Genomic DNA, 17,316 nt, shown 5'->3' on the forward strand with positions numbered 1-17,316 from the left:
AACCGCCGGGCGGCGGGTCGGCACACGGCGGGGCGCCTGCCGGCGCCCTCGACCCGCTGCCCGTCCTCGGCTGTTCGGCCCGGCGGCCCGCCCCGTCACGGACGGCTTCGGCACTACCGGGGGCCGGTGAAGTCGGCTCAGCGGGCAGCGGGAACGAGGTGGTCGAGGCCCTGTGCACTGCCCGTCGCGGCCTCGATCGAGCGCGGCAGCATGACGCGCTCGTAGGCGCGGACGGCGTCGCCGACGCCGGATTCGGCGACGAGGGCGTGGGCGAGGTCGGCGCCGTCGAGCATCGCGAGGTTGGCGCCCAGCCCGACCGGGGGCATCAGGTGCGCGGCATCGCCGAGCAGCGTCACGCCGGGCACGTGCGCCCAGGTGTGCGGGGCGGGCAGCACGTGCAGGGGCCGGTTGACGAAGCCGTGGTCGCTGTCGCACAGGATCCGCAGCAGGTTCTCGTCCCAGCCGTCGAACATCTTCAACACGTGCTCCCGCACGGCCCATCGGTCGCCGAGGTCGAGTCCGGCGGCCCTGTGCCAGTCCTGCGGCTCGCGCAGCGCGAGGTAGCCGCGGATGTGACCGTTGCTGTTGCGCTGGGCGACCAGGGTCCGGCCGACGCCCTTCGCCAGCAGCGATCCGTCGCCGACCAGCCGGGCGAGTTCGGGGTGGCGGGTGTCGCACCGGTCGAAGCCGGTCTCCACGAAGGTGACACCGGTGTAGCGGGGTACGGCGGGCGACAGGGCCGGGCGGACCCGTGACCAGGCACCGTCGGCACCGACCACCAGGTCGAACTCCTCGGCCGTACCGTCACCCAGGAGCAGCCGGCAGGTGCCGTCCGCCAGCGGGGTGACCCCGGTGACGGCACGGCCCCACCGCACCGTTCCCGGGGCGAGCGACTCCAGCAGCAGGCCGCGCAGTTGGCCGCGGTCGATCTCCGGACGGCCGCCGCCCGCGGTCGGCCCTCGCCGCGTGAGGAGCGCACCGGTGGCGTGGTCGAGCACCCGCCATTCGTCGCCCTCGGGGCGGGCGAGGGCATGGAACCGGTCGAGCAGGCCCGCCGACCGCAGGGCGGCCTGACCGGTGTCGGCGTGCAGGTCGAGGGAGCCGCCCTGCGGGCGGGCGTCGGCGCCGGCTTCGCGTTCGAACACCGTGACGGCTCGGCCGTGTTGCCGCAGGACCCGGGCGCAGGTCAAGCCGCCGAGGCCGGCGCCGACGATCGCGATGCGAGGGGCACGGGCAGAGGGCATGGCTGTGTCCTTCCGGTGGCGGATGGGGCGCCGGGCGGCCCGGCACCACCAAGAAAGCACACTCACTACATAAGTGCAATGACTACACTTTCACAGTCGATGCACTTCGGGCTATGGTGGTCGAGTGACCGAAGCGATGGGGCGCCGCGAGCGCAAGAAGGCCCAGACCCGCCAGTCCCTGGCCGACGCCGCACTCGAACTCTTCCTCGAACGCGGCTACGACCAGGTCGGCGTCAAGGACGTCGCCGATGCCGCGGACGTCTCGGTGACGACCCTGTTCAAGCACTTCACCGGCAAGGAGGCACTGGTCTTCGACCAGGACGACGACCTGGAGGCGGCCCTCGTCGCGGCCGTGCGCGAGCGGCCCCCGGGCCGATCGATCCCGCAGGCGCTGCGCGAGCACCTGCTGCTGCACCAGACCCGCTTCGCCGTCCACGCCGCCGACCCGCGGTTCGCCGACTTCACCCGCATGGTGCAGGAGACCCCCGCACTGCGCGACTACTCCCAACGGATGTGGACCCGCCATGAAGCGGCCCTCGCACGGGCCATCGCGGAGGCCGTGGGCGCGCCCGGGGACGACGTCGGCTGCGCCGCCCTGGCCCGGTTCGCGCTGGCTGCCCGCGGCCTGATCCTGCAGCACCCCGATCCGCGCCGGGCCGCCGACGAGGCCTTCGGCCTGCTCGAACACGGCTGGGCGGCCTCCCACCCGGGCGACTGACCCGATCCGCGTCGACGGTCACTGCGCACTCGCCGCCGGGCACTCGCCGCCGGGCGGACGACGAGCTCGTCGACGCCGACCTGACCGGGAGCAGATCTGAAATTTTTATTGCGCAACTCTTCTTTCAGATCTATCGTCGACGCATGCCCGAGAAGCCCCGGTCCGACCGGATCACCGATCTGTCCCGTCTGAAGGCGTTCACCAACCCGCTGCGGATGCAGCTCTACCGGCTGCTCTACGTCGCCGGCAGCGCGACCGCCTCCCAGCTCGCCGAACAGGTCGACCAGGCGCCGTCCCTGGTCAGCTACCACCTGCGCAAGCTCGCCGAGCAGGGCTTCGTGACCGAGGCACGCGCCGGGAGCAGCGACGGCCGGGAGCGCTGGTGGCAGGTCGCGTCCGAGGAGGGCTGGGGCTTCCGCGAGTCCGACCTCGCCGGCACGCCCGAGGGCGCGGCCACCGTCAACGCGGTGACCAAGGGCCTGGTCGACTTCCGCGCCGCCCAGTACCGCGCCTACCTCGACCAGAGCGCCGCCTGGGGCAAGGAGTGGACCGACGCGGCGTTCAGCTCCGAGTGGCTGCTCGACCTCACGGCGGCCGAACTCGCCGAGATGGAGGAGGAGTTGCAGGCCCTTGCCCGGCGCTGGCGGGAACGCGGCAAAGCCGCGGGCGCGGCCGGGGACACCGCCGGCCGCGAGCACGTGTCCGTCCACCTGTACGGGTTCCCCTTCCGCCCCTGACACCGGCACCGCCGTGTCCCGATCACCGGAGACCCCGATGGCCCTCGCGGAACCGACCCACCGCCCCGCCGACGCCGCACCACCCGCCCACCGCGACGGCAACGTGCTGCGCTGGCTCACCGCGTACACCGCCTCGCTGATCGGCGACAGCGTCTACTTCGCCGCACTCGGGTGGTCCGCCCAGCGGTCGGCCGGCCCCGCCGAGCTCGGCCTGGTCATGGCCGCCGGCGCCGCCCCGCGCGCCCTGCTCATGCTCGGCGGCGGCGTCCTGGCCGACCGCATCGACCCGCGCCGGGTGATCCTGGGCAGCGACGCCGTGCGCTGTCTGCTCATCCTCTCGGTGGCCGCCGCCATCGCGCTCACCACGCCCGCGCTCTGGCTGCTGCTCGCGGTGGCGCTCGTCTTCGGCGCCGTGGACGCCCTGTTCGTCCCCGCCGTCGGCGCCCTCCCGCCCCGGATCACCGCCGCCGACCAGTTGGCCCGGGTCACCGGACTGCGCTCACTGGCGATGCGGCTCGGCCAGATCGCCGGGCCCCCGCTCGGCGGCCTGGCCATGGGCCTGGGCGGCCCGGCCGCCGCCTTCGCCGTCGCGGGCCTGCTCTTCGCGCTCTCCCTGCCGCTCCTGCTCTCCGTCCGGATCCGCCCGCTCGACGCCCGCTCCGACGGCACGCTCACGGACGGCACCGCCATGGACGGCACCGCCGCGCACGGCATACCCACGCACGGCATACCCGCGGACGGCACACCCGCGGACGGCGCCGAGCCCCGGCGCGGCACACCGCGGACCGAACTCCTCGACGGGCTGCGCTACATCCGCCGCCACCCGCTGATCGGCCCGCTGGTCGCGGCCGGAGCCGTCTGCGAGCTCGGCCTCACCGGCACCCTCAACGTCGGCATGGTGCTGCTCAACGCCGAACGCGGCTGGGGCCCGTCCGGCTACGGCTGGATCGTCGGCTGCTTCGGCGCCGGGGCGGCCGCGAGCGCCGCGCTGCTCGCCGTCGCCGGGCGGCTGCCCCGGGCCGGCCTGACCATGGCGGGCACCCTGCTGGTGGGCAGTGTCGGCGCGGCGGCCCTGGCGCTGGTCCCGCAGCTGTGGACCGCCGCCGTCATCGCCGCCCTGGTCGGCCTGAGCGCGGGGGTCTTCGGCAGCCTGGACAGCGCGCTGATCCAGACCGCCGCCGACCCCGCCTACCTGGGCCGGGTCACCTCCGTCACGATGCTCACCATGGTCGGCCTCGCCCCGCTCAGCTACCCGCTGGTCGGCGCCGCCGTCGGCTTCTGGGGCGTCGCCCCGGTCTTCGTCGGCTGCGGCGTCCTCTCCTGCCTGGGCGCCGCCCTCGCCCTCGCCTCCCCCGCCGTCCGCCGCGCGGAACTCCCCCGCGCCGCGTCCCGCCGACCGTCCGCCCGGTAACCGGCTACCAGGTGACGGGGAGCGCCTCGACTCCGTAGACCGTCGAACCCTCGCGGAAGCGCAGCTCCGACCCGGGGACGGCGAGCCGCAGGCCGGGGAAGCGCCGCAGCAGGGCCGGCAGCGCCACCTTCAGCTCCAGCCGGGCCAGTTGCTGCCCGAGGCACTGGTGGACACCGAAACCGAAGGACAGCTGGGCGACCGGACGGCGGCGCACGTCGAGGTCGTCCGGACGCTCGGGGACGAGCTCGGGGTCGCGGTTCGCCGTCAGCGGGGAGAGCAGGACGTGCTCGCCCTCGGCGATCCGGTGGCCGTTGACCTCGACGTCGGCCACGGCCGTGCGCAACAGCGGTGCGGGGATGGCGAGATGGCGCAGCAACTCCTCCACGGCGGTACCGGTGACCTCGGGGTCGTCGCGCAGGGCGGCCAGTTGCTCCGGGTGGCGGAGCAGGGCCAGCACGCTCAGGGCGAGCATGGTCGCGGTGGTCTCGTGTCCCCCGACCAGGAGGGTGGTGCCGAAGCCGACGAGCTCCTCGTCGGTGAGCTCCGCACCGTGCCGCCGCACCACCTCGCCCAGGACACCGTTCCCGGGAGCGGCCCGATTGCGGGCGACGATGTCCGCCATCGCCGCGTTCAACTCCTGTGAGGCGGCGACCAGTTGCCCGGCGTCCGCGGTCCCGTCCATGATCACCTGGGAGCAGCGCTGGAACATCGCCCGGGTCCCGTACGGGACGTCGAGCAGTTCGCAGATCGCCAGCGAGGGGATGGGCAGGGCGAAGTCCTCGACCAGGTCGACGACCGGCCCCCGCTCCGCCATGGCGTCGAGGTGCTCGGCGACGATGGTCTCGATCGCGGGCCGCAGCCGCTCGACCTGACGGACGGTGAAGCTGCCGGTGAGCATCCGGCGCAGGCGGGTGTGCTCCGGGCCGCTGTAGGCGGGCAGGAAGCCCGGGTGGTTGAACAGGGTGCGCGGCAGCGACGGGTCGATGCCGTCGCCCGTCACCAGGCGTTCCTCCGCGAAGGCGGCCCGGACGTCGCCGTACCGGGTGATGACGACGGCTTCGATGGCGCCGCGCACCGGGTGGTGCACGGGCAGCCTCGGCAGTCCGTCCTCCTCGCGCATCAGGCGGAGGTCCGGCGACGGGTCGAACGGACAGCGCCCGTCACGTTCGGAGGCGACGAAGGACGCCGAGCGGCGGTCGGGCATGGTGCGGTCTCCTCAACACATCACATCAGGGAAGGCGCGGGCCGGGCAGAGCGCGGGCAGGGAAGGCGCGGGCCGGGCAGGGCTCGGGACGGCGGGCGGGCCTACCCGTGGTACCGGGTGGAGGCGTGGTGCCAGTCGTAGGCGCCGCGGATGGTGGTCTGCAGCGCCTCCGTGCAGTAGCGCCGGAGCAGGTCACGCTCGGCCGGGTCGAGGTGGGCCGTCGCCGTGCCGTCGAGCAGGGCCCGCTGGGCGCCGGTGAACAGCTCCAGGGCCTCGCCGCGGCGGCGCACGGCCCGGTCGACGGCTTCCGCGCGGGTGAGCCCGTGTTCCCGTTCCAGGCAGAGCACCAGGTTGTTCTGCTCGCCCTGGGCGGCGTCCTTCTCCAGGGAGACGATGTCGTTGTCGCAGATGATGAACGTCTTCGTCATCTCGCGCAGGACGGACAGGTGCGGCAGTGAGTACAGGTGGTCCGGCAGGACGCACGAGGAGAGCCGCTCGGCGAGGTCGACGACCGGGGCCACCCCGATCGTGTGGCGCCGCACCCGCAGGTAGCTGCTCAGCGGCAGGGGCGCGCCGGACTGCCGGCTGCGCGCCTCGTGGACGTGGTGGTCGAGGTAGGAGGACCAGTGGGCCGCCGACCGCCGGATCCAGTCCGCGGGCATGCCGTGGCAGCTGCGCCGCCGCATGTCGGCGAAGGCGGCGGCCAGCGGCAGCGGGGAGGCCTCGCCGGTGACGCCCTCCCGGACGAGTCCGACGAGGTGGCGGACCCGCTCGGGCGAGCCGCCCCACTGCTCGTCGAGCGCGTCGTCGAACAGGAAGTACCAGCTCTGCTGGTCGACGCCGAGGTCCAGTTCGCTCCCGGTCGCGTTCGGGTAGAACATGGCGGCGATCAGCGGGAACTGGCCCTTGAGGTGGTGGGCCCGCTCCGCGTCCGTGGCGAGGAAGCCGAAGGACTCCGGCCAGGCGAGGTGGCGGTCGTGGGCGGCCCGGAAGTCCGGGCTGATCCGGCGCGGGAAGGGGACGCCCTCGTGGTCCGGGGCCCGGGCCGGCGCCCCCTGCTCCAGGGTCGGGGACTCTGCCGTGACTGTCATGGTGTGGCGCACCTCCGGGAACGGGGTCGGTTCGGTCGGCCTCCGGGGCCGGGGCCGTCGGGTCGGGTCCGGAAGGAAGCCGGTCCGGCCGGCCTCCGGGGCCGCCGACCGGGCCGCGGCCGGGGCCGGTTCAGGCGGCCGGCCAGGGGGAGACGCGCATGGGCAGCGCGTTGGGCCGGATCAGGGCGTGGACCACCGGCCGGACCCGGTGCCCGGCGGCGGGCCGCGGCCGCCACCGGGAGACGATCGAGCGCAGGACGACCAGCATCTCGGTCATCGCGAAGTGGTCCCCGATGCACCTGCGGTTGCCCAGGGCGAACGGGACGTAGGCGCCCGGTGGCAGGTCCCGCTCGGTGCGGTCGAGCCAGCGGTCCGGGTCGAACCGCATCGGGTCCGGGTAGTACGCCGGGTCCCGGTGCATCGTCAGCGCGCTGTAGATCAGTTCGGCCCCCTTCGGGAGGTCGACCCCGCGGACCCTCACCGGCTCCAGGGCCCGCCGCATCAGCAGCCAGCTGGGCTGGTGCAGGCGGAGCACCTCCCGCAGGAACCGGTCGGTGAAGGGAAGCGTCGCCGCGCCGGGCAGGGCGCCGGCGGGCAGGGCGTCGCACTCGGTCCTCATCCGCGCGGTGAGCTCCGGGCGCCGGCCGAGTTCGTGGAGCGCCCAGGCCAGGGTGGTGGACGTGGTCTCGGCGCCGGCCATGAGCAGGGACAGCAGTTCGTCGCGGGCTTCCAGGTCGGTCATCCCCTCGGGCTTGCCCGGGGTGCCGGCGAACATGATCGACAGCAGGTCGCCGCCGTTCCGCCCCTCGCTCCCGGCCTCCCGGGCCTGGCGCACCGCGGTGTCCGCGAGGTCACGCAGCGCCTCGGCCGCGGCCAGGTACCCGCGGTGCCCCAGCGCGGGCGAGGAGGCGATCGGGGCGGGCAGCAGGGTGCCCACGAAGACCCCGCGCATCACCGTGGCCAGGTGTTCGGCGACGCGCTCCCCCAGCTCGGCGACGGCTGCGGCGCCGTCCGGGCGTTCGGTGCTGAACAGCGTCGCCACGAGCATGGCGGTCATCATCCGGCGCAGCACGAGGTCCATGGCGATCGTCTCGCCGGGGCGCCAGGAGGCCACCTGTTCCTCGGCGATGCCGGTCATCGTGCCGACGCACGCGGCGATGCTGTCCCGGTGGAAAGCCGGTTGGAGAGCGCGCCGTTGGCGGATGTGGAATTCCCGCTCGGAGGTGATGATGCCGTTGCCGATGAAAGGCCGTGCGACGTCGAACAGCAGTCCTTTGCCGAACTTCCGGCTCTGTGTCAGGAGAACGTCGTGGACGGCCTCCGGCGAGTTCAGGACGAACACCGGGCGATTCCCGAGGAATATCCTCACGATGTCGCCCCGCGTCCTGATCGACTGCAGGAACTCGACCCGCCTGACGGCCAGCTGCGGCAGGTGGCCGAGCAGTGGAACGCGCCCCGGCGCGACGGGTGCCGCCGCGGGAGCGGTGGTGGAACGCACGGCCCCGCACCTCCCTGAAGTCTCGGATCGCAGATCCGTCCGGCGTTGGAACGCTCACTCGCTCGCGGTGCACGGTGATCATTGTCCGAGGCGTCCGGAGAGGTCAAGAGAGCGGCCGAAAATGCGCCGCCGGGGCACTTTTGAGCCGAACGACGCGAATTCCCCCACCTCCCGGCGCGTTCCAGGCCACCCGTACCGGATTGGACCGGGACTCCGCACCGCCGGGCGGTTAGCCTCGGGCGCACCGCACAGTCGATCGACGGAGAAACCCCATGCACCCCGAACTCGCCGCAGATCTGGGCCAGTTGCCCGAAATCCTGGCGGAGGCCCGAGAGCACGCGCTCGGCTTTCTGGACACCCTCGACGAGCGGCCGGTGTTCGAACCGACGGAGCCGCCCGCGAGCGCGCCGCTGACCGAGGAGGGCGGAGGGACCCGGGCCGCGTTGGCCGAGTTCGCGCGGCGCTGGGAGCCGCGGCTGTCCGCGAGCGCCGGACCGCGTTACTTCGGGTTCGTGACCGGCGGGGCGACTCCGGCGGCGCTCGCGGGCGACTGGCTGACCTCGGCCGTGGACCAGAACTCCAACTCCTCGCTGGACCCGGCCGGCCAGCAGCTGGAGCGGGAGACGGTCGGCTGGCTGCGCGAGCTGTTCGGCCTCTCGGCGGCGCACCACGGCACCTTCGTGAGCGGCGCGACGATGTCGAACACGGTGGGGCTGGCGATCGCCCGCGAGTGGCTGGGCGAGCGGCTCGGCGTGGACGTCGCCGAGGACGGGGTCGGCGCGCTGGGGCCGGTCCGGGTGCTGTCGGGCAGTGCCCACTCCAGCACCGCCAAGGCACTGTCCGTGCTGGGCCTGGGCCGCACCGCGCTGCGGTCCGTGCCCGTCCTGCCGGGGCGGGAGGCGGTGGACGTGGCCGCGCTGGAGCGGGCGCTGGCCGGGGCCCCGGGCCCGTGCGTGGTGGTGGCCAACGCCGGGACGGTCAACACCGTCGACTTCGACGACCTGCGCGCGATCGCCGCGCTGCGCGAGCGGTACGGCTTCTGGCTGCACGTGGACGCCGCGTTCGGCGCCTTCGCCGCGCTGTCACCGGAGCACGCGGAGCTGGTCGCGGGGCTGGACCTCGCCGACTCGGTCTGCGTCGACCTGCACAAGTGGCTCAACGTGCCGTACGACAGCGCCGTGCAGTTCACCCGCCGCCCGGACCTCCAGACCCGGGTCTTCCGGAACGCCGCCGCCTACCTCGGGCGTCCCCCGACCGGCGGCCAGGGGCACCCCCAGGGCGGGCAGCCGGACCTGGTCCACCTCACGCCCGAGAACTCCCACCGGCTGCGCGCCCTCGCCGCCTGGTTCACCCTGCGGGCGTACGGCCGCTCCGGACACCGGGAGATCGTGGAGCGCTGCGTCGCCGGAGCCCGGGCGCTGGGCGCGGAGGTGGCCCGGATCGACGGCCTGGAGCTGCTCGCGCCGGTGCGGCTGAACGTCGTCTGCTTCTCGCTGGCGGCGGATCCGACCACGGAGCGGCTGGCCGCGCTCGCCGCCGAGCTGGCCGGCGAGGCCTTCCTCACCCCCACCCGGTACGCCGGAAAGCCCGCCCTGCGCGCGGCGTTCAGCAACTGGCGCACGACCGGGGAGGACGTCCGGCGCACGGCCCGGGCACTGGACCGGGCCGTGCGGAAGCTGACGGCCTGATCACCGGGCCCGGCCGCACGGGCCCGGCGACCAGTGGCCCGATGGTCCGGACGGGGGGCGGGAGCGGCCTCAGCCCCGCTTGCTGTGCCCCGTCCCGCCGTCGATCAGCTCGCGCAGGATGTCCATGTGCCCGGTGTGCCGGGCCGTCTCGGTGGCCATGTGGACCAGCACCCAGCGCAGCGAGACGGAGTTGCCCGACCAGGAGGTGCCGACGTCCTCCAGCGCGAGCTCCCGGATCGCCTCGTCGGCACCGGCCCGGGCCCGCGCGTAGAACGCCAGGATGTCCGCCGTCGACTCGTGCGGCTCCACCCGCATGTCGGACTCGGCGTCGGCGTCGATGTCGAACGGCAGCGGACCCGTCTCCCGGCCGAACGCCTCCCGGAACCAGCCGAGTTCGGCACCGCCGAGGTGCTTCACCATGCCCAGCAGGTTCGTCCCGGAGGGTGTCATCGGACGGCGCAGCTGCTCGTCGTCCAGCCCCTCCAGCTTCCACAGCACGACGTCGCGGTGCCGGTCCAGCGCCGCATGAAGGATTTCCTTCTCCCCACCCGTGAAGGGCGCACGATTGCTCATGCGCGGGACCGTACCAGCCGCCACCGACAGTTCGGCGCCCGACCGCCACCGCCCCCAGGCCCCGGGAGGGCCACGCGCTCACGGGGTCGAGGAGCTCACGGGACGAGGAGCTCACGGGGTCACGGGTGCGCCCCGTCCCCGTACACGCCGCCCGCCCGGTCCGTCAGCCCGGCCATGAACTCCGCGTGCGCGAGGTTCATGAAGGACAGCGGGCGCCAGCGGGCGCGGTGGTCGGGGTGGTCCCGGAAGTTGCCCGCCGTCTCGCACAGCCGCTCCCACCAGATCATGGCGTCCTGGCGCATCCGCTGCGTCCAGCCGGGCTCGTCGTTGCGGCCCTCCAGCACCACCTCCTCCCAGGCGACCAGGATGTCGGAGAGGAAGACGCAGTCGTAGGCGGTGACCTGGGCGAGCCGCTCGGCGGCGAACCGGGCGCTGGTGCCCTCGGGTTGGGCCTCGACCAGCTCGCGCATCCGGGCGGCCAGGAAGGCCTGCAGCGGGGTGACGTCGTCGGTGTGGAGGTCGTCGGAGAACTCCAGCAGTTCCACCTGCTTGCGTCGGCGTGCCATCGGGCGGCGTCCTCTCGGTTCGGACGGTACCCGCACGCTGACGGACCGTCACGGTTCTCGCGACCGACTCTAACGGCTCGGACCGGACATCACGGCGGTTTTCCCGACCTCCCACCCCGGTCCACCGCCCCTGCCGCCCCCCGGGGACCGCCACGCCCGACCCGTGCGCCGGACCTCGCCCCCGACAGCGACCCGAAGGATGATGATGTCCCCATGACCGCAACTCCTTTCGACCCGTACGCGCTGCTCGCGCAGAGCCGCCTCGGCGTCCTCGCCACCATCAAGGCGGACGGACGGCCGCAGCTCTCCCCCGTCATGCCGTTCTACGACCGGACGGCGAACGCCATCCTGATCTCCACCCGGGACGGGCTCGCCAAGACCGCCAACCTGCGCCGGGACCCCAGGGTCAGCCTGGAAGTGACCGGGCCCGACGGCCGCTCCTGGGCGACCGCCGAGGGCGTGGCCACCCTGACCGGGCCGTCCACCGACCCCGAGGGGCCGGAGGTCGAGGCACTGGTGGACTACTACCGCCGCGCCGCCGGCGAGCACCCGGACTGGGCGGAGTACCGCGAGGTGATGGTCTCCGACCGCCGGGTGCTCCTCACCATTCCGGTCGACCACGTGTACGGCACCCACCTCTGACCGAACCGGCACCCGGCCGCCGCCCGCGGGGGCGGCGGCCGGGCCCTTCGCCCCCTGGGGGCCGTGGCGAACCACCCTCCGCCACCGGGCGGTTCAGCGCCGCGTCGCCGTGACCACGGTGGCGTCCAGGTCCTCCTCGCGGCTCTCCACCGCCGCCAGCCCGGCCGCCCCGGTCACCGCGAGGGCCGCCGGCACCTGCCGCTCACTGGTCTCGAACAGCAGCGATCCGCCGGGCGCCAGCCACCGCGGCACCTCCGCGACCACCCGCCGCAGGACGTCCAGCCCGTCCGCCCCGCCGTCCAGCGCGGGCCTGGCCTCGTGGAGCCGTGCCTCGGGCGGCAGCAGTCCGAGGTCCCCGGTCGGCACGTACGGCACGTTGGCGATCAGCACGTCCACCCGGCCGGCCAACTCCGGCGGCACGGCGGTGAACAGATCGCCCTCGAAGACCCCCGCCGCGACGCCGGCCAGGTTGCGGCGGGCGCAGCGGACGGCGTCCGGATCGATGTCGGCCGCGTACAGCCGGACCGGGTGCGCGGCCGCGGCCGCCACCGCGGCGCCCAGCGCGCCGCTGCCGCAGCACAGGTCGAGCACCACCGCGCCCGGGGCGGTCAGCTCGGTGGCGGTGGCGACCAGGAACTCGCTGCGGCGGCGCGGGACGAAGACGCCCGGGTCGACGGCTATCCGCAGTCCGGCGAACTCGGCCCAGCCGACGACGTGTTCGAGCGGCCGCCCGTCGGCACGCGAGCGGACCATGGCGGCCAGGTCGGCGGGCGAGGCGGCGGCGGAGAGCAGGATCCGCGCCTCGTCCTCGGCGAACACGCACCCGGCGGCGCGCAGCCGGGAGACCACCGAGGAACGGAGGGAGGCGGAAGGGAAGACCGGCAAGAGAACCCCTTCGGGGGAGGACGGGAGGGCTGACGATTCCGTCAGGGCTCCCGCGAGGGCCGACGCCGCGTCGGCGCGCCCTCCACGCTAAGCGCGCGGGGCGCCCGCACGGCCGCGCTCCGGGAGCACCCGATCGGACGTTCCGGTCACGGGTCTCACCTCCCTGAGTCACGGTCATACTCGGCGTCGGCCACCCTACCGCACCCGAGCGGCGGGAATGATCGGAATGATTCCGAAGAGCCCTTCGGCCACACCCGGCCAGCCCCACCACGTCCGGCCAGCCCCGCCACGTCCGCCATGTCCGTCACGTCCGTCACGCCCGCCACGCCCGCGGCAGGTTGTGGCGAGCCGCGAGCCAGCGGGACACGCCGCCTCCCGCTCGCTCATCCGAGCGATTCGACAGGTCCACTGACAGTACTTCAGTGATAACGGACCGTAGCGAACGAGCATATTAACGCCATGACGAGACTCTCCCGCGGGCCGTCACGGCTTCGCGCCCGAACGGCCCGCTTCATCGGCGCCGCGGCCACCCTGGGTCTGCTCGGCGCCGGCCTCACCGCCCCGCTCGCCCAGGCCGTCGCTCCCGCCCACCACCCCTCCGCACCGCTGCCGGAGCGGGTCCGGGCCACCGGCACACCCCTGCTCCAGGAGACCTTCACCGGTGCCACCGCCGACCCGCGCTTCATCGGCGTCGGCTCCGCCTGCCTCACCGGCGCGGCCCCCGCGACGCCCGGGCCCGGCGACCACCCGCTCGGCGGCTGCCCCGCCGCCGAGACCGGCCCGGTGCCGCCGCTGAACAGCGCCCCGCTCGGCTACCTCCGGGTCACCGACGCGAGCAACGACCAGAGCGGCGCGGTGCTCTTCGACCAGGCACTGCCGGCCGGCAACGGCCTGGACGTGACCTTCGACCAGTGGCAGTACGGCAGCACCACGCCGAACACCCCGGCCGACGGCATCTCCTTCTTCCTGGTGAACGGCGACGTCTCGCTCACCCACCCCGGCGCCTTCGGCGGCAGCCTCGGCTACGCCCAGAAGCTGCCCGACGACAACCCGAACCTCGCCTTCCTTCCCGGCGTCGACCGCGGCTACCTCGGCGTCGGCCTCGACGTCCTCGGCAACTACTTCGGCGACTGGGAGCAGCGCGGCAACGGCTGCACCCAGCGCTCCCCCGCCGGCACGTCCTTCCGCATCCCCGCGCCCGGCTCCAACATGGTCACCGTCCGCGGCCCCGGTGACGGCACCACCGGCTACTGCTTCCTGACCGCCACCACCAGCAACTTCACCACCAACGGCCCGTGGCCCTCCACCCTGCCCGGCAAGCTCCAGGGCCCGCTCACCTCGCTGCCGCCCGAGGTCACCCCGGATCAGGCGCAGACCCTGCTGGAGCCCTCACGCCGCCGGGTCAACGTCCACCTCACCCCCGCGCCCTCCCCGGTGCTGACGGTCTCCGTCGACTTCAACGACGGCACCGGTTCGCACCAGGTGCTGCAGACCCCCGCGCCGACTCCGGTGCCCTCGACCTACAAGTTCGGCTTCGCCGGGTCCACCGGCCTGTTCACCGACGTGCACCTGATCCGCAACGTGGTGATCTACACCGACCAGCCGCTGCCCGAGCTGAACCTCGTCAAGCAGGCGCACGAGCCGCTGCCCGGCCTGATCACGGTGGGCACCCCGATCCCGTACGACTTCGTCGTCACCAACTCCGGGAACGTGCCGATCAGCAACCTGGCCGTCAACGACCCCAAGGTCGGGCCGGTCAGCTGCCCCGTGGCCACCCTGGCTCCCGGTGAGACGGTGACGTGTACGGCGACGTACCTGGTCACCGCCGAGGACGCCGCCCAGGGGCACGTCGCCAACACCGCCCAGGCCACCGGGACGACCGACGGGGGCCCGGTCACCTCACCGCCGTCCTCGGAGAACGTGCCGGTGATCGCGCCCCCGGGGATCGCCATCGTCAAGCACGTCGACGCGGCCGAGCCGTTCCACGTCGGGGACACCGTGCCGTACACCTACAAGGTCACCAACACCGGCGGGACGGAGGTGACCAACCTCGCGGTGACGGACGACAAGGTCACCGGGATCACCTGCGACTCCACCACGCTGGCGCCGGCCGGCAGCCCCGGGGACAGCACCCAGTGCCACGGCAGCTACGTCGTCACGGCGGCCGACGCCCAGGCCGGGCAGGTCACCAACCACGCCCACGCCACCGGGGACTCGAACGGCCGGCCGGTCACCTCGCCGGAGGCCGACGCCACCGTCACGGTGGTCGGCCCGTCGTCGCTCGGCCTGACCAAGCAGGCCGACACCGCCGGGCCGGTGCACGTCGGGGACACCGTGCACTACACCTACACCGTCACCAACACCGGGTCGACGACGCTGCACGACCTGTTCGTCACCGACGACCACGCCCCCCAGGTGACCTGCGACCGGACCACCCTCGACCCCGGCCAGAGCGCCACCTGCCACGGCACCTACACCGTCACCGACGCCGACCTCCAGCTCGGCCACCTCACCAACACGGCCCAGGCGGCGGCCACCGGCCCGCAGGGGCAGGAGGTGGTGAGCCCGATCGCCCAGGTGACGCTGCCGGTGGCGGGCGTCGCGCGGCTGAGCCTCCAGAAGAAGGCGGACAGCGCCGGCCCCTTCCACGTCGGCGACACCGTCCACTACACCTACACCGTCACCAACACCGGGACGGCGGTCGTCGACAACCTCACCGTCAGCGACGACCACGTCCGGAACGTGACCTGCGACCGGACCACCCTCGACCCGGGGCAGAGCGCCACCTGCCACGGCACCTACACCGTGACGGCGGCCGACGGGCAGGCGGGGCACGTCACCAACACCGCCCACGCCAACGGCACGGACCCGCAGGGGCAGCCCGTCCAGAGCCCGCCCGGCCAGGCCACCGTCGACGTGGTCACCCCCGTGTCCTCGCTGTCCATCACCAAGCGGGCCGACAGCGCCGGACCGTTCCACGCCGGTGACACCGTCCACTACACCTACACCGTCACCAACACCGGCAACACCACCCTGACCGACCTCACCGTCAGCGACGACCGCGTCCACGGCGTCACCTGCGACCAGAGCACCCTCGACCCGGGGCAGAGCGCCACCTGCCACGGCACCTACACCGTGACCACCGCCGACGCCCAGGCCGGACACGTCACCAACACCGCCCACGCCAACGCCGACGACCCCCAGGGACAACCCGTCCAGAGCCCGCCGGCCCAGGTCACCGTCGTTGTGGTCCCCGCCGGCGAGTCCTCGCTGTCCATCACCAAGCGGGCCGACGCCGAGGGCACCGTGTACCCGGGCGACACCGTCACCTACACGTACACGGTGACCAACACCGGCTCCACCACGCTGACCGACGTCGCCGTCAACGACGACCGGGTCCAGAACGTGACCTGCGAGCAGACCACCCTCGAACCGGGCGAGAGCACCACCTGCCAGGGCACCTACACGGTGACCGAGGAGGACGCCCAGGCGGGCAGCATCACCAACACCGCCCGGGCCACCGCGGTCGACCCGGAGGGCGGGACCGTGGAGAGCCCGCCGGTCGAGCTCTGCGTCGTCGTCGCGCCCTGCCCGCCGAAGGGGCACGACCACAAGGGCGGCGGGGGCCACGGCTGCCCCGGCCACCCGGGCCACCACCCGGCTCCACCGCAGGACGGCGCGAAGGGCGGGCTGCCGGAGGCCGGTGCGCCGGCCGCCGCCGTGGGCGCGAGCCTGGCCGGGGGCGGTCTGATGACCGTCGGCGGCCTGATGCTCCACCGGGCCCGCCGCCGGGCCGGCGCCGGGCGGCCCGTGGGGTAGCGGCCTCCGCGACTCCGCCGCGGGACGGCGTTCGGGCCGCCCCCGGTGCCTTCGGGTACCGGGGGCGGCCCGCCGTACGGGCGGGGTTTCGTCCGACCGGCCGGACGGGCGACCAGCCGACCGGTCGGGGTGTCAGGCGGGGTGCGGGGCCAGGGGCCTGGTGCGGTAGCCGCCGGCTGTGCCCGGGGGCACCAGGCAGGGCAGCAGCCAGTCCCAGAGGGCGCCGACCCGGCGGGCCCGCTCCTCGGCGGGGCAGCCGTCGGCGAACACGACCTCCAGGCCGCAGGCGGCGGTCACCACCAGGGTCTCCGGGCCGAGGCTTCCCGCCCGGTCGCGCAGTTCCCCCGCCCGGCGGGCACCGGCCAACAGCTCGCGCACGACGCCCGCCCAGACGCTGTGGAAGCCGCGCGGGTCGGTGAAGGCCGGCTGCCTGGGGTCGGCCGCGGCCTTGCCCGGCGCGGCCGTCGCGGACCCGGCCGTCGCGGACCCGGCCGTCGCGGGCCCGAGCTGCCAGCCGGTGTCCTCGCGACCGAGCCGGAAGGCCGCCCGGATCACCGGATCCGTCCCGAGCGCGGTGACCAGCCAGTGCCCCGCGTCGATCAGCCCCTGGAGCGGGGAGGAGGAGGCCCTCAGCTCCGCGCAGGCCGACCGCAGCGAGTGCTCGGCCTGCCCGGACACCGCTCTGGCCAGCTCCTCCTTGGAGGCGAAGTGGAAATACAGCGCCCCCTTCGTCACCCCGGCGGCCGCGGCGATCTCGCCGAGGGTGGCCCCTGCGTAGCCGCGGCGGTCGAACAGTGCCGCCCCCGCCTCCACCAGCCGCCCGCGCGTCCGTTCCGACCTCTCCTGGACCACCTGTCCCACAACCCCTCACAACGACAAGCAGGTTACGACCAGACCACGGCCGCCCTGGTCGGGCACCACGGCCTCCGACGGCCGTCCGCGGCCGGTGCCGCCGAAGCGGCGCCGACCCGGACGGCCGACAGGTTCAGCCGACCCGGCTGAACCGCGCCGCCGCCTCCGGCCCGGCGGCCGCACCGGCGGGCTCGCGCTCCGCCGAACGGTCCGGCGAGCGCTCCGGTGCGGCGAGCAGGATGGAGCGCTGGAGCCTCCGCAGCCCGATCGAGGGCTCCATGCCCAACTCCCGCACCAGGGTGTTCCGCAGGCGCTGGTACGCCTCCAGCGCCTCGCCCCGGCGGCCGGAGCGGTGCAGCGCGATCATGTACTGGCCGTGCAGGCTCTC

The 17,316-nt window shown here is 74.1% G+C and carries 15 protein-coding genes; 6 read left to right on the top strand and 9 right to left on the bottom strand.

Annotation, left to right across the window (positions count from 1 at the left end; genetic code table 11):
• Window positions 1-137: 137 nt before the first annotated feature.
• On the bottom strand, window positions 138-1,244 hold the full coding sequence (locus ACWD4P_RS21610; RefSeq protein ID WP_449780656.1) for an FAD-dependent oxidoreductase: 1,107 nt from the start codon (window positions 1,242-1,244) through the stop codon (window positions 138-140).
• A 136-nt stretch (window positions 1,245-1,380) separates the two neighbouring features.
• Between ACWD4P_RS21610 and ACWD4P_RS21615 the strand changes: the two genes are divergently transcribed.
• From ACWD4P_RS21615 to ACWD4P_RS21625, 3 genes are all read left to right on the top strand, one after another.
• Entirely contained in the window at window positions 1,381-1,962 is a 582-nt protein-coding gene (locus ACWD4P_RS21615) for a TetR/AcrR family transcriptional regulator (RefSeq protein ID WP_449780667.1), read from the top strand.
• A 143-nt stretch (window positions 1,963-2,105) separates the two neighbouring features.
• Entirely contained in the window at window positions 2,106-2,699 is a 594-nt protein-coding gene (locus ACWD4P_RS21620; RefSeq protein ID WP_359825673.1) for an ArsR/SmtB family transcription factor, read from the top strand.
• A gap of 37 nt (window positions 2,700-2,736) precedes the next feature.
• The gene (locus tag ACWD4P_RS21625; RefSeq protein WP_449780657.1) at window positions 2,737-4,110 is read left to right on the top strand and encodes an MFS transporter; all 1,374 of its coding nucleotides are present in this window, start codon (window positions 2,737-2,739) and stop codon (window positions 4,108-4,110) included.
• A 4-nt stretch (window positions 4,111-4,114) separates the two neighbouring features.
• Here the strand turns inward: ACWD4P_RS21625 and ACWD4P_RS21630 are convergent, their stop codons facing one another.
• From ACWD4P_RS21630 to ACWD4P_RS21640, 3 genes are all read right to left on the bottom strand, one after another.
• Window positions 4,115-5,314 (bottom strand): cytochrome P450, encoded by a 1,200-nt coding sequence (locus tag ACWD4P_RS21630; RefSeq protein ID WP_449780658.1) that lies wholly within the window; start codon window positions 5,312-5,314, stop codon window positions 4,115-4,117.
• A gap of 101 nt (window positions 5,315-5,415) precedes the next feature.
• A complete protein-coding gene (locus tag ACWD4P_RS21635; protein WP_449780659.1) occupies window positions 5,416-6,405 on the bottom strand; it encodes a terpene synthase family protein in 990 nt (329 codons plus the stop codon).
• 130 nt (window positions 6,406-6,535) lie between these two features.
• Window positions 6,536-7,903 (bottom strand): cytochrome P450, encoded by a 1,368-nt coding sequence (locus ACWD4P_RS21640; protein WP_449780660.1) that lies wholly within the window; start codon window positions 7,901-7,903, stop codon window positions 6,536-6,538.
• 272 nt (window positions 7,904-8,175) lie between these two features.
• On the opposite strand from ACWD4P_RS21640, the gene ACWD4P_RS21645 reads away from it, so the two are divergent.
• Window positions 8,176-9,591 (top strand): pyridoxal phosphate-dependent decarboxylase family protein, encoded by a 1,416-nt coding sequence (locus ACWD4P_RS21645; RefSeq protein ID WP_449780661.1) that lies wholly within the window; start codon window positions 8,176-8,178, stop codon window positions 9,589-9,591.
• Window positions 9,592-9,660: 69 nt separating this feature from the next.
• Here ACWD4P_RS21645 and ACWD4P_RS21650 read toward each other — a convergent pair whose 3' ends face one another.
• Window positions 9,661-10,164 carry a DinB family protein gene (locus ACWD4P_RS21650; RefSeq protein ID WP_359825685.1) on the bottom strand — a complete coding sequence of 168 codons (504 nt, stop codon included), beginning with the start codon at window positions 10,162-10,164 and terminating at the stop codon, window positions 9,661-9,663.
• A 119-nt stretch (window positions 10,165-10,283) separates the two neighbouring features.
• A complete protein-coding gene (locus tag ACWD4P_RS21655; RefSeq protein WP_359825688.1) occupies window positions 10,284-10,730 on the bottom strand; it encodes a hypothetical protein in 447 nt (148 codons plus the stop codon).
• Between the two features lie 213 nt (window positions 10,731-10,943).
• On the opposite strand from ACWD4P_RS21655, the gene ACWD4P_RS21660 reads away from it, so the two are divergent.
• On the top strand, window positions 10,944-11,372 hold the full coding sequence (locus ACWD4P_RS21660; RefSeq protein ID WP_359825690.1) for a PPOX class F420-dependent oxidoreductase: 429 nt from the start codon (window positions 10,944-10,946) through the stop codon (window positions 11,370-11,372).
• Window positions 11,373-11,465: 93 nt separating this feature from the next.
• On the opposite strand, the gene ACWD4P_RS21665 is transcribed toward ACWD4P_RS21660, so the two are convergent.
• On the bottom strand, window positions 11,466-12,257 hold the full coding sequence (locus ACWD4P_RS21665; RefSeq protein WP_449780662.1) for a putative protein N(5)-glutamine methyltransferase: 792 nt from the start codon (window positions 12,255-12,257) through the stop codon (window positions 11,466-11,468).
• Between the two features lie 459 nt (window positions 12,258-12,716).
• On the opposite strand from ACWD4P_RS21665, the gene ACWD4P_RS21670 reads away from it, so the two are divergent.
• Window positions 12,717-16,076: a DUF7507 domain-containing protein gene (locus tag ACWD4P_RS21670; RefSeq protein ID WP_449780663.1), complete on the top strand. Its 3,360-nt coding sequence runs from the start codon at window positions 12,717-12,719 to the stop codon at window positions 16,074-16,076.
• Window positions 16,077-16,208: 132 nt separating this feature from the next.
• On the opposite strand, the gene ACWD4P_RS21675 is transcribed toward ACWD4P_RS21670, so the two are convergent.
• Together ACWD4P_RS21675 and ACWD4P_RS21680 are read right to left on the bottom strand one after the other, a co-directional pair.
• On the bottom strand, window positions 16,209-16,928 hold the full coding sequence (locus ACWD4P_RS21675; RefSeq protein WP_449780664.1) for a ScbR family autoregulator-binding transcription factor: 720 nt from the start codon (window positions 16,926-16,928) through the stop codon (window positions 16,209-16,211).
• 133 nt (window positions 16,929-17,061) lie between these two features.
• The coding region (locus tag ACWD4P_RS21680) for a BTAD domain-containing putative transcriptional regulator (RefSeq protein WP_449780665.1) at window positions 17,062-17,316 on the bottom strand (255 nt) is incomplete at its 5' end.

The organism is Kitasatospora sp. NPDC002543, from assembly GCF_053594915.1.

Bases quoted from the DNA above. Each gene is read 5' to 3' on its own strand.
- ACWD4P_RS21615 (WP_449780667.1), top strand. From the start codon at position 1,381: ATGGGGCGCCGCGAGCGCAAGAAGGCCCAGACCCGCCAGTCCCTGGCC.
- ACWD4P_RS21645 (WP_449780661.1), top strand. From the start codon at position 8,176: ATGCACCCCGAACTCGCCGCAGATCTGGGCCAGTTGCCCGAAATCCTG.
- ACWD4P_RS21660 (WP_359825690.1), top strand. From the start codon at position 10,944: ATGACCGCAACTCCTTTCGACCCGTACGCGCTGCTCGCGCAGAGCCGC.
- ACWD4P_RS21670 (WP_449780663.1), top strand. From the start codon at position 12,717: ATGACGAGACTCTCCCGCGGGCCGTCACGGCTTCGCGCCCGAACGGCC.
- ACWD4P_RS21620 (WP_359825673.1), top strand. From the start codon at position 2,106: ATGCCCGAGAAGCCCCGGTCCGACCGGATCACCGATCTGTCCCGTCTG.
- ACWD4P_RS21655 (WP_359825688.1), bottom strand. From the start codon at position 10,730: ATGGCACGCCGACGCAAGCAGGTGGAACTGCTGGAGTTCTCCGACGAC.
- ACWD4P_RS21635 (WP_449780659.1), bottom strand. From the start codon at position 6,405: ATGACAGTCACGGCAGAGTCCCCGACCCTGGAGCAGGGGGCGCCGGCC.
- ACWD4P_RS21650 (WP_359825685.1), bottom strand. From the start codon at position 10,164: ATGAGCAATCGTGCGCCCTTCACGGGTGGGGAGAAGGAAATCCTTCAT.
- ACWD4P_RS21610 (WP_449780656.1), bottom strand. From the start codon at position 1,244: ATGCCCTCTGCCCGTGCCCCTCGCATCGCGATCGTCGGCGCCGGCCTC.
- ACWD4P_RS21625 (WP_449780657.1), top strand. From the start codon at position 2,737: ATGGCCCTCGCGGAACCGACCCACCGCCCCGCCGACGCCGCACCACCC.
- ACWD4P_RS21630 (WP_449780658.1), bottom strand. From the start codon at position 5,314: ATGCCCGACCGCCGCTCGGCGTCCTTCGTCGCCTCCGAACGTGACGGG.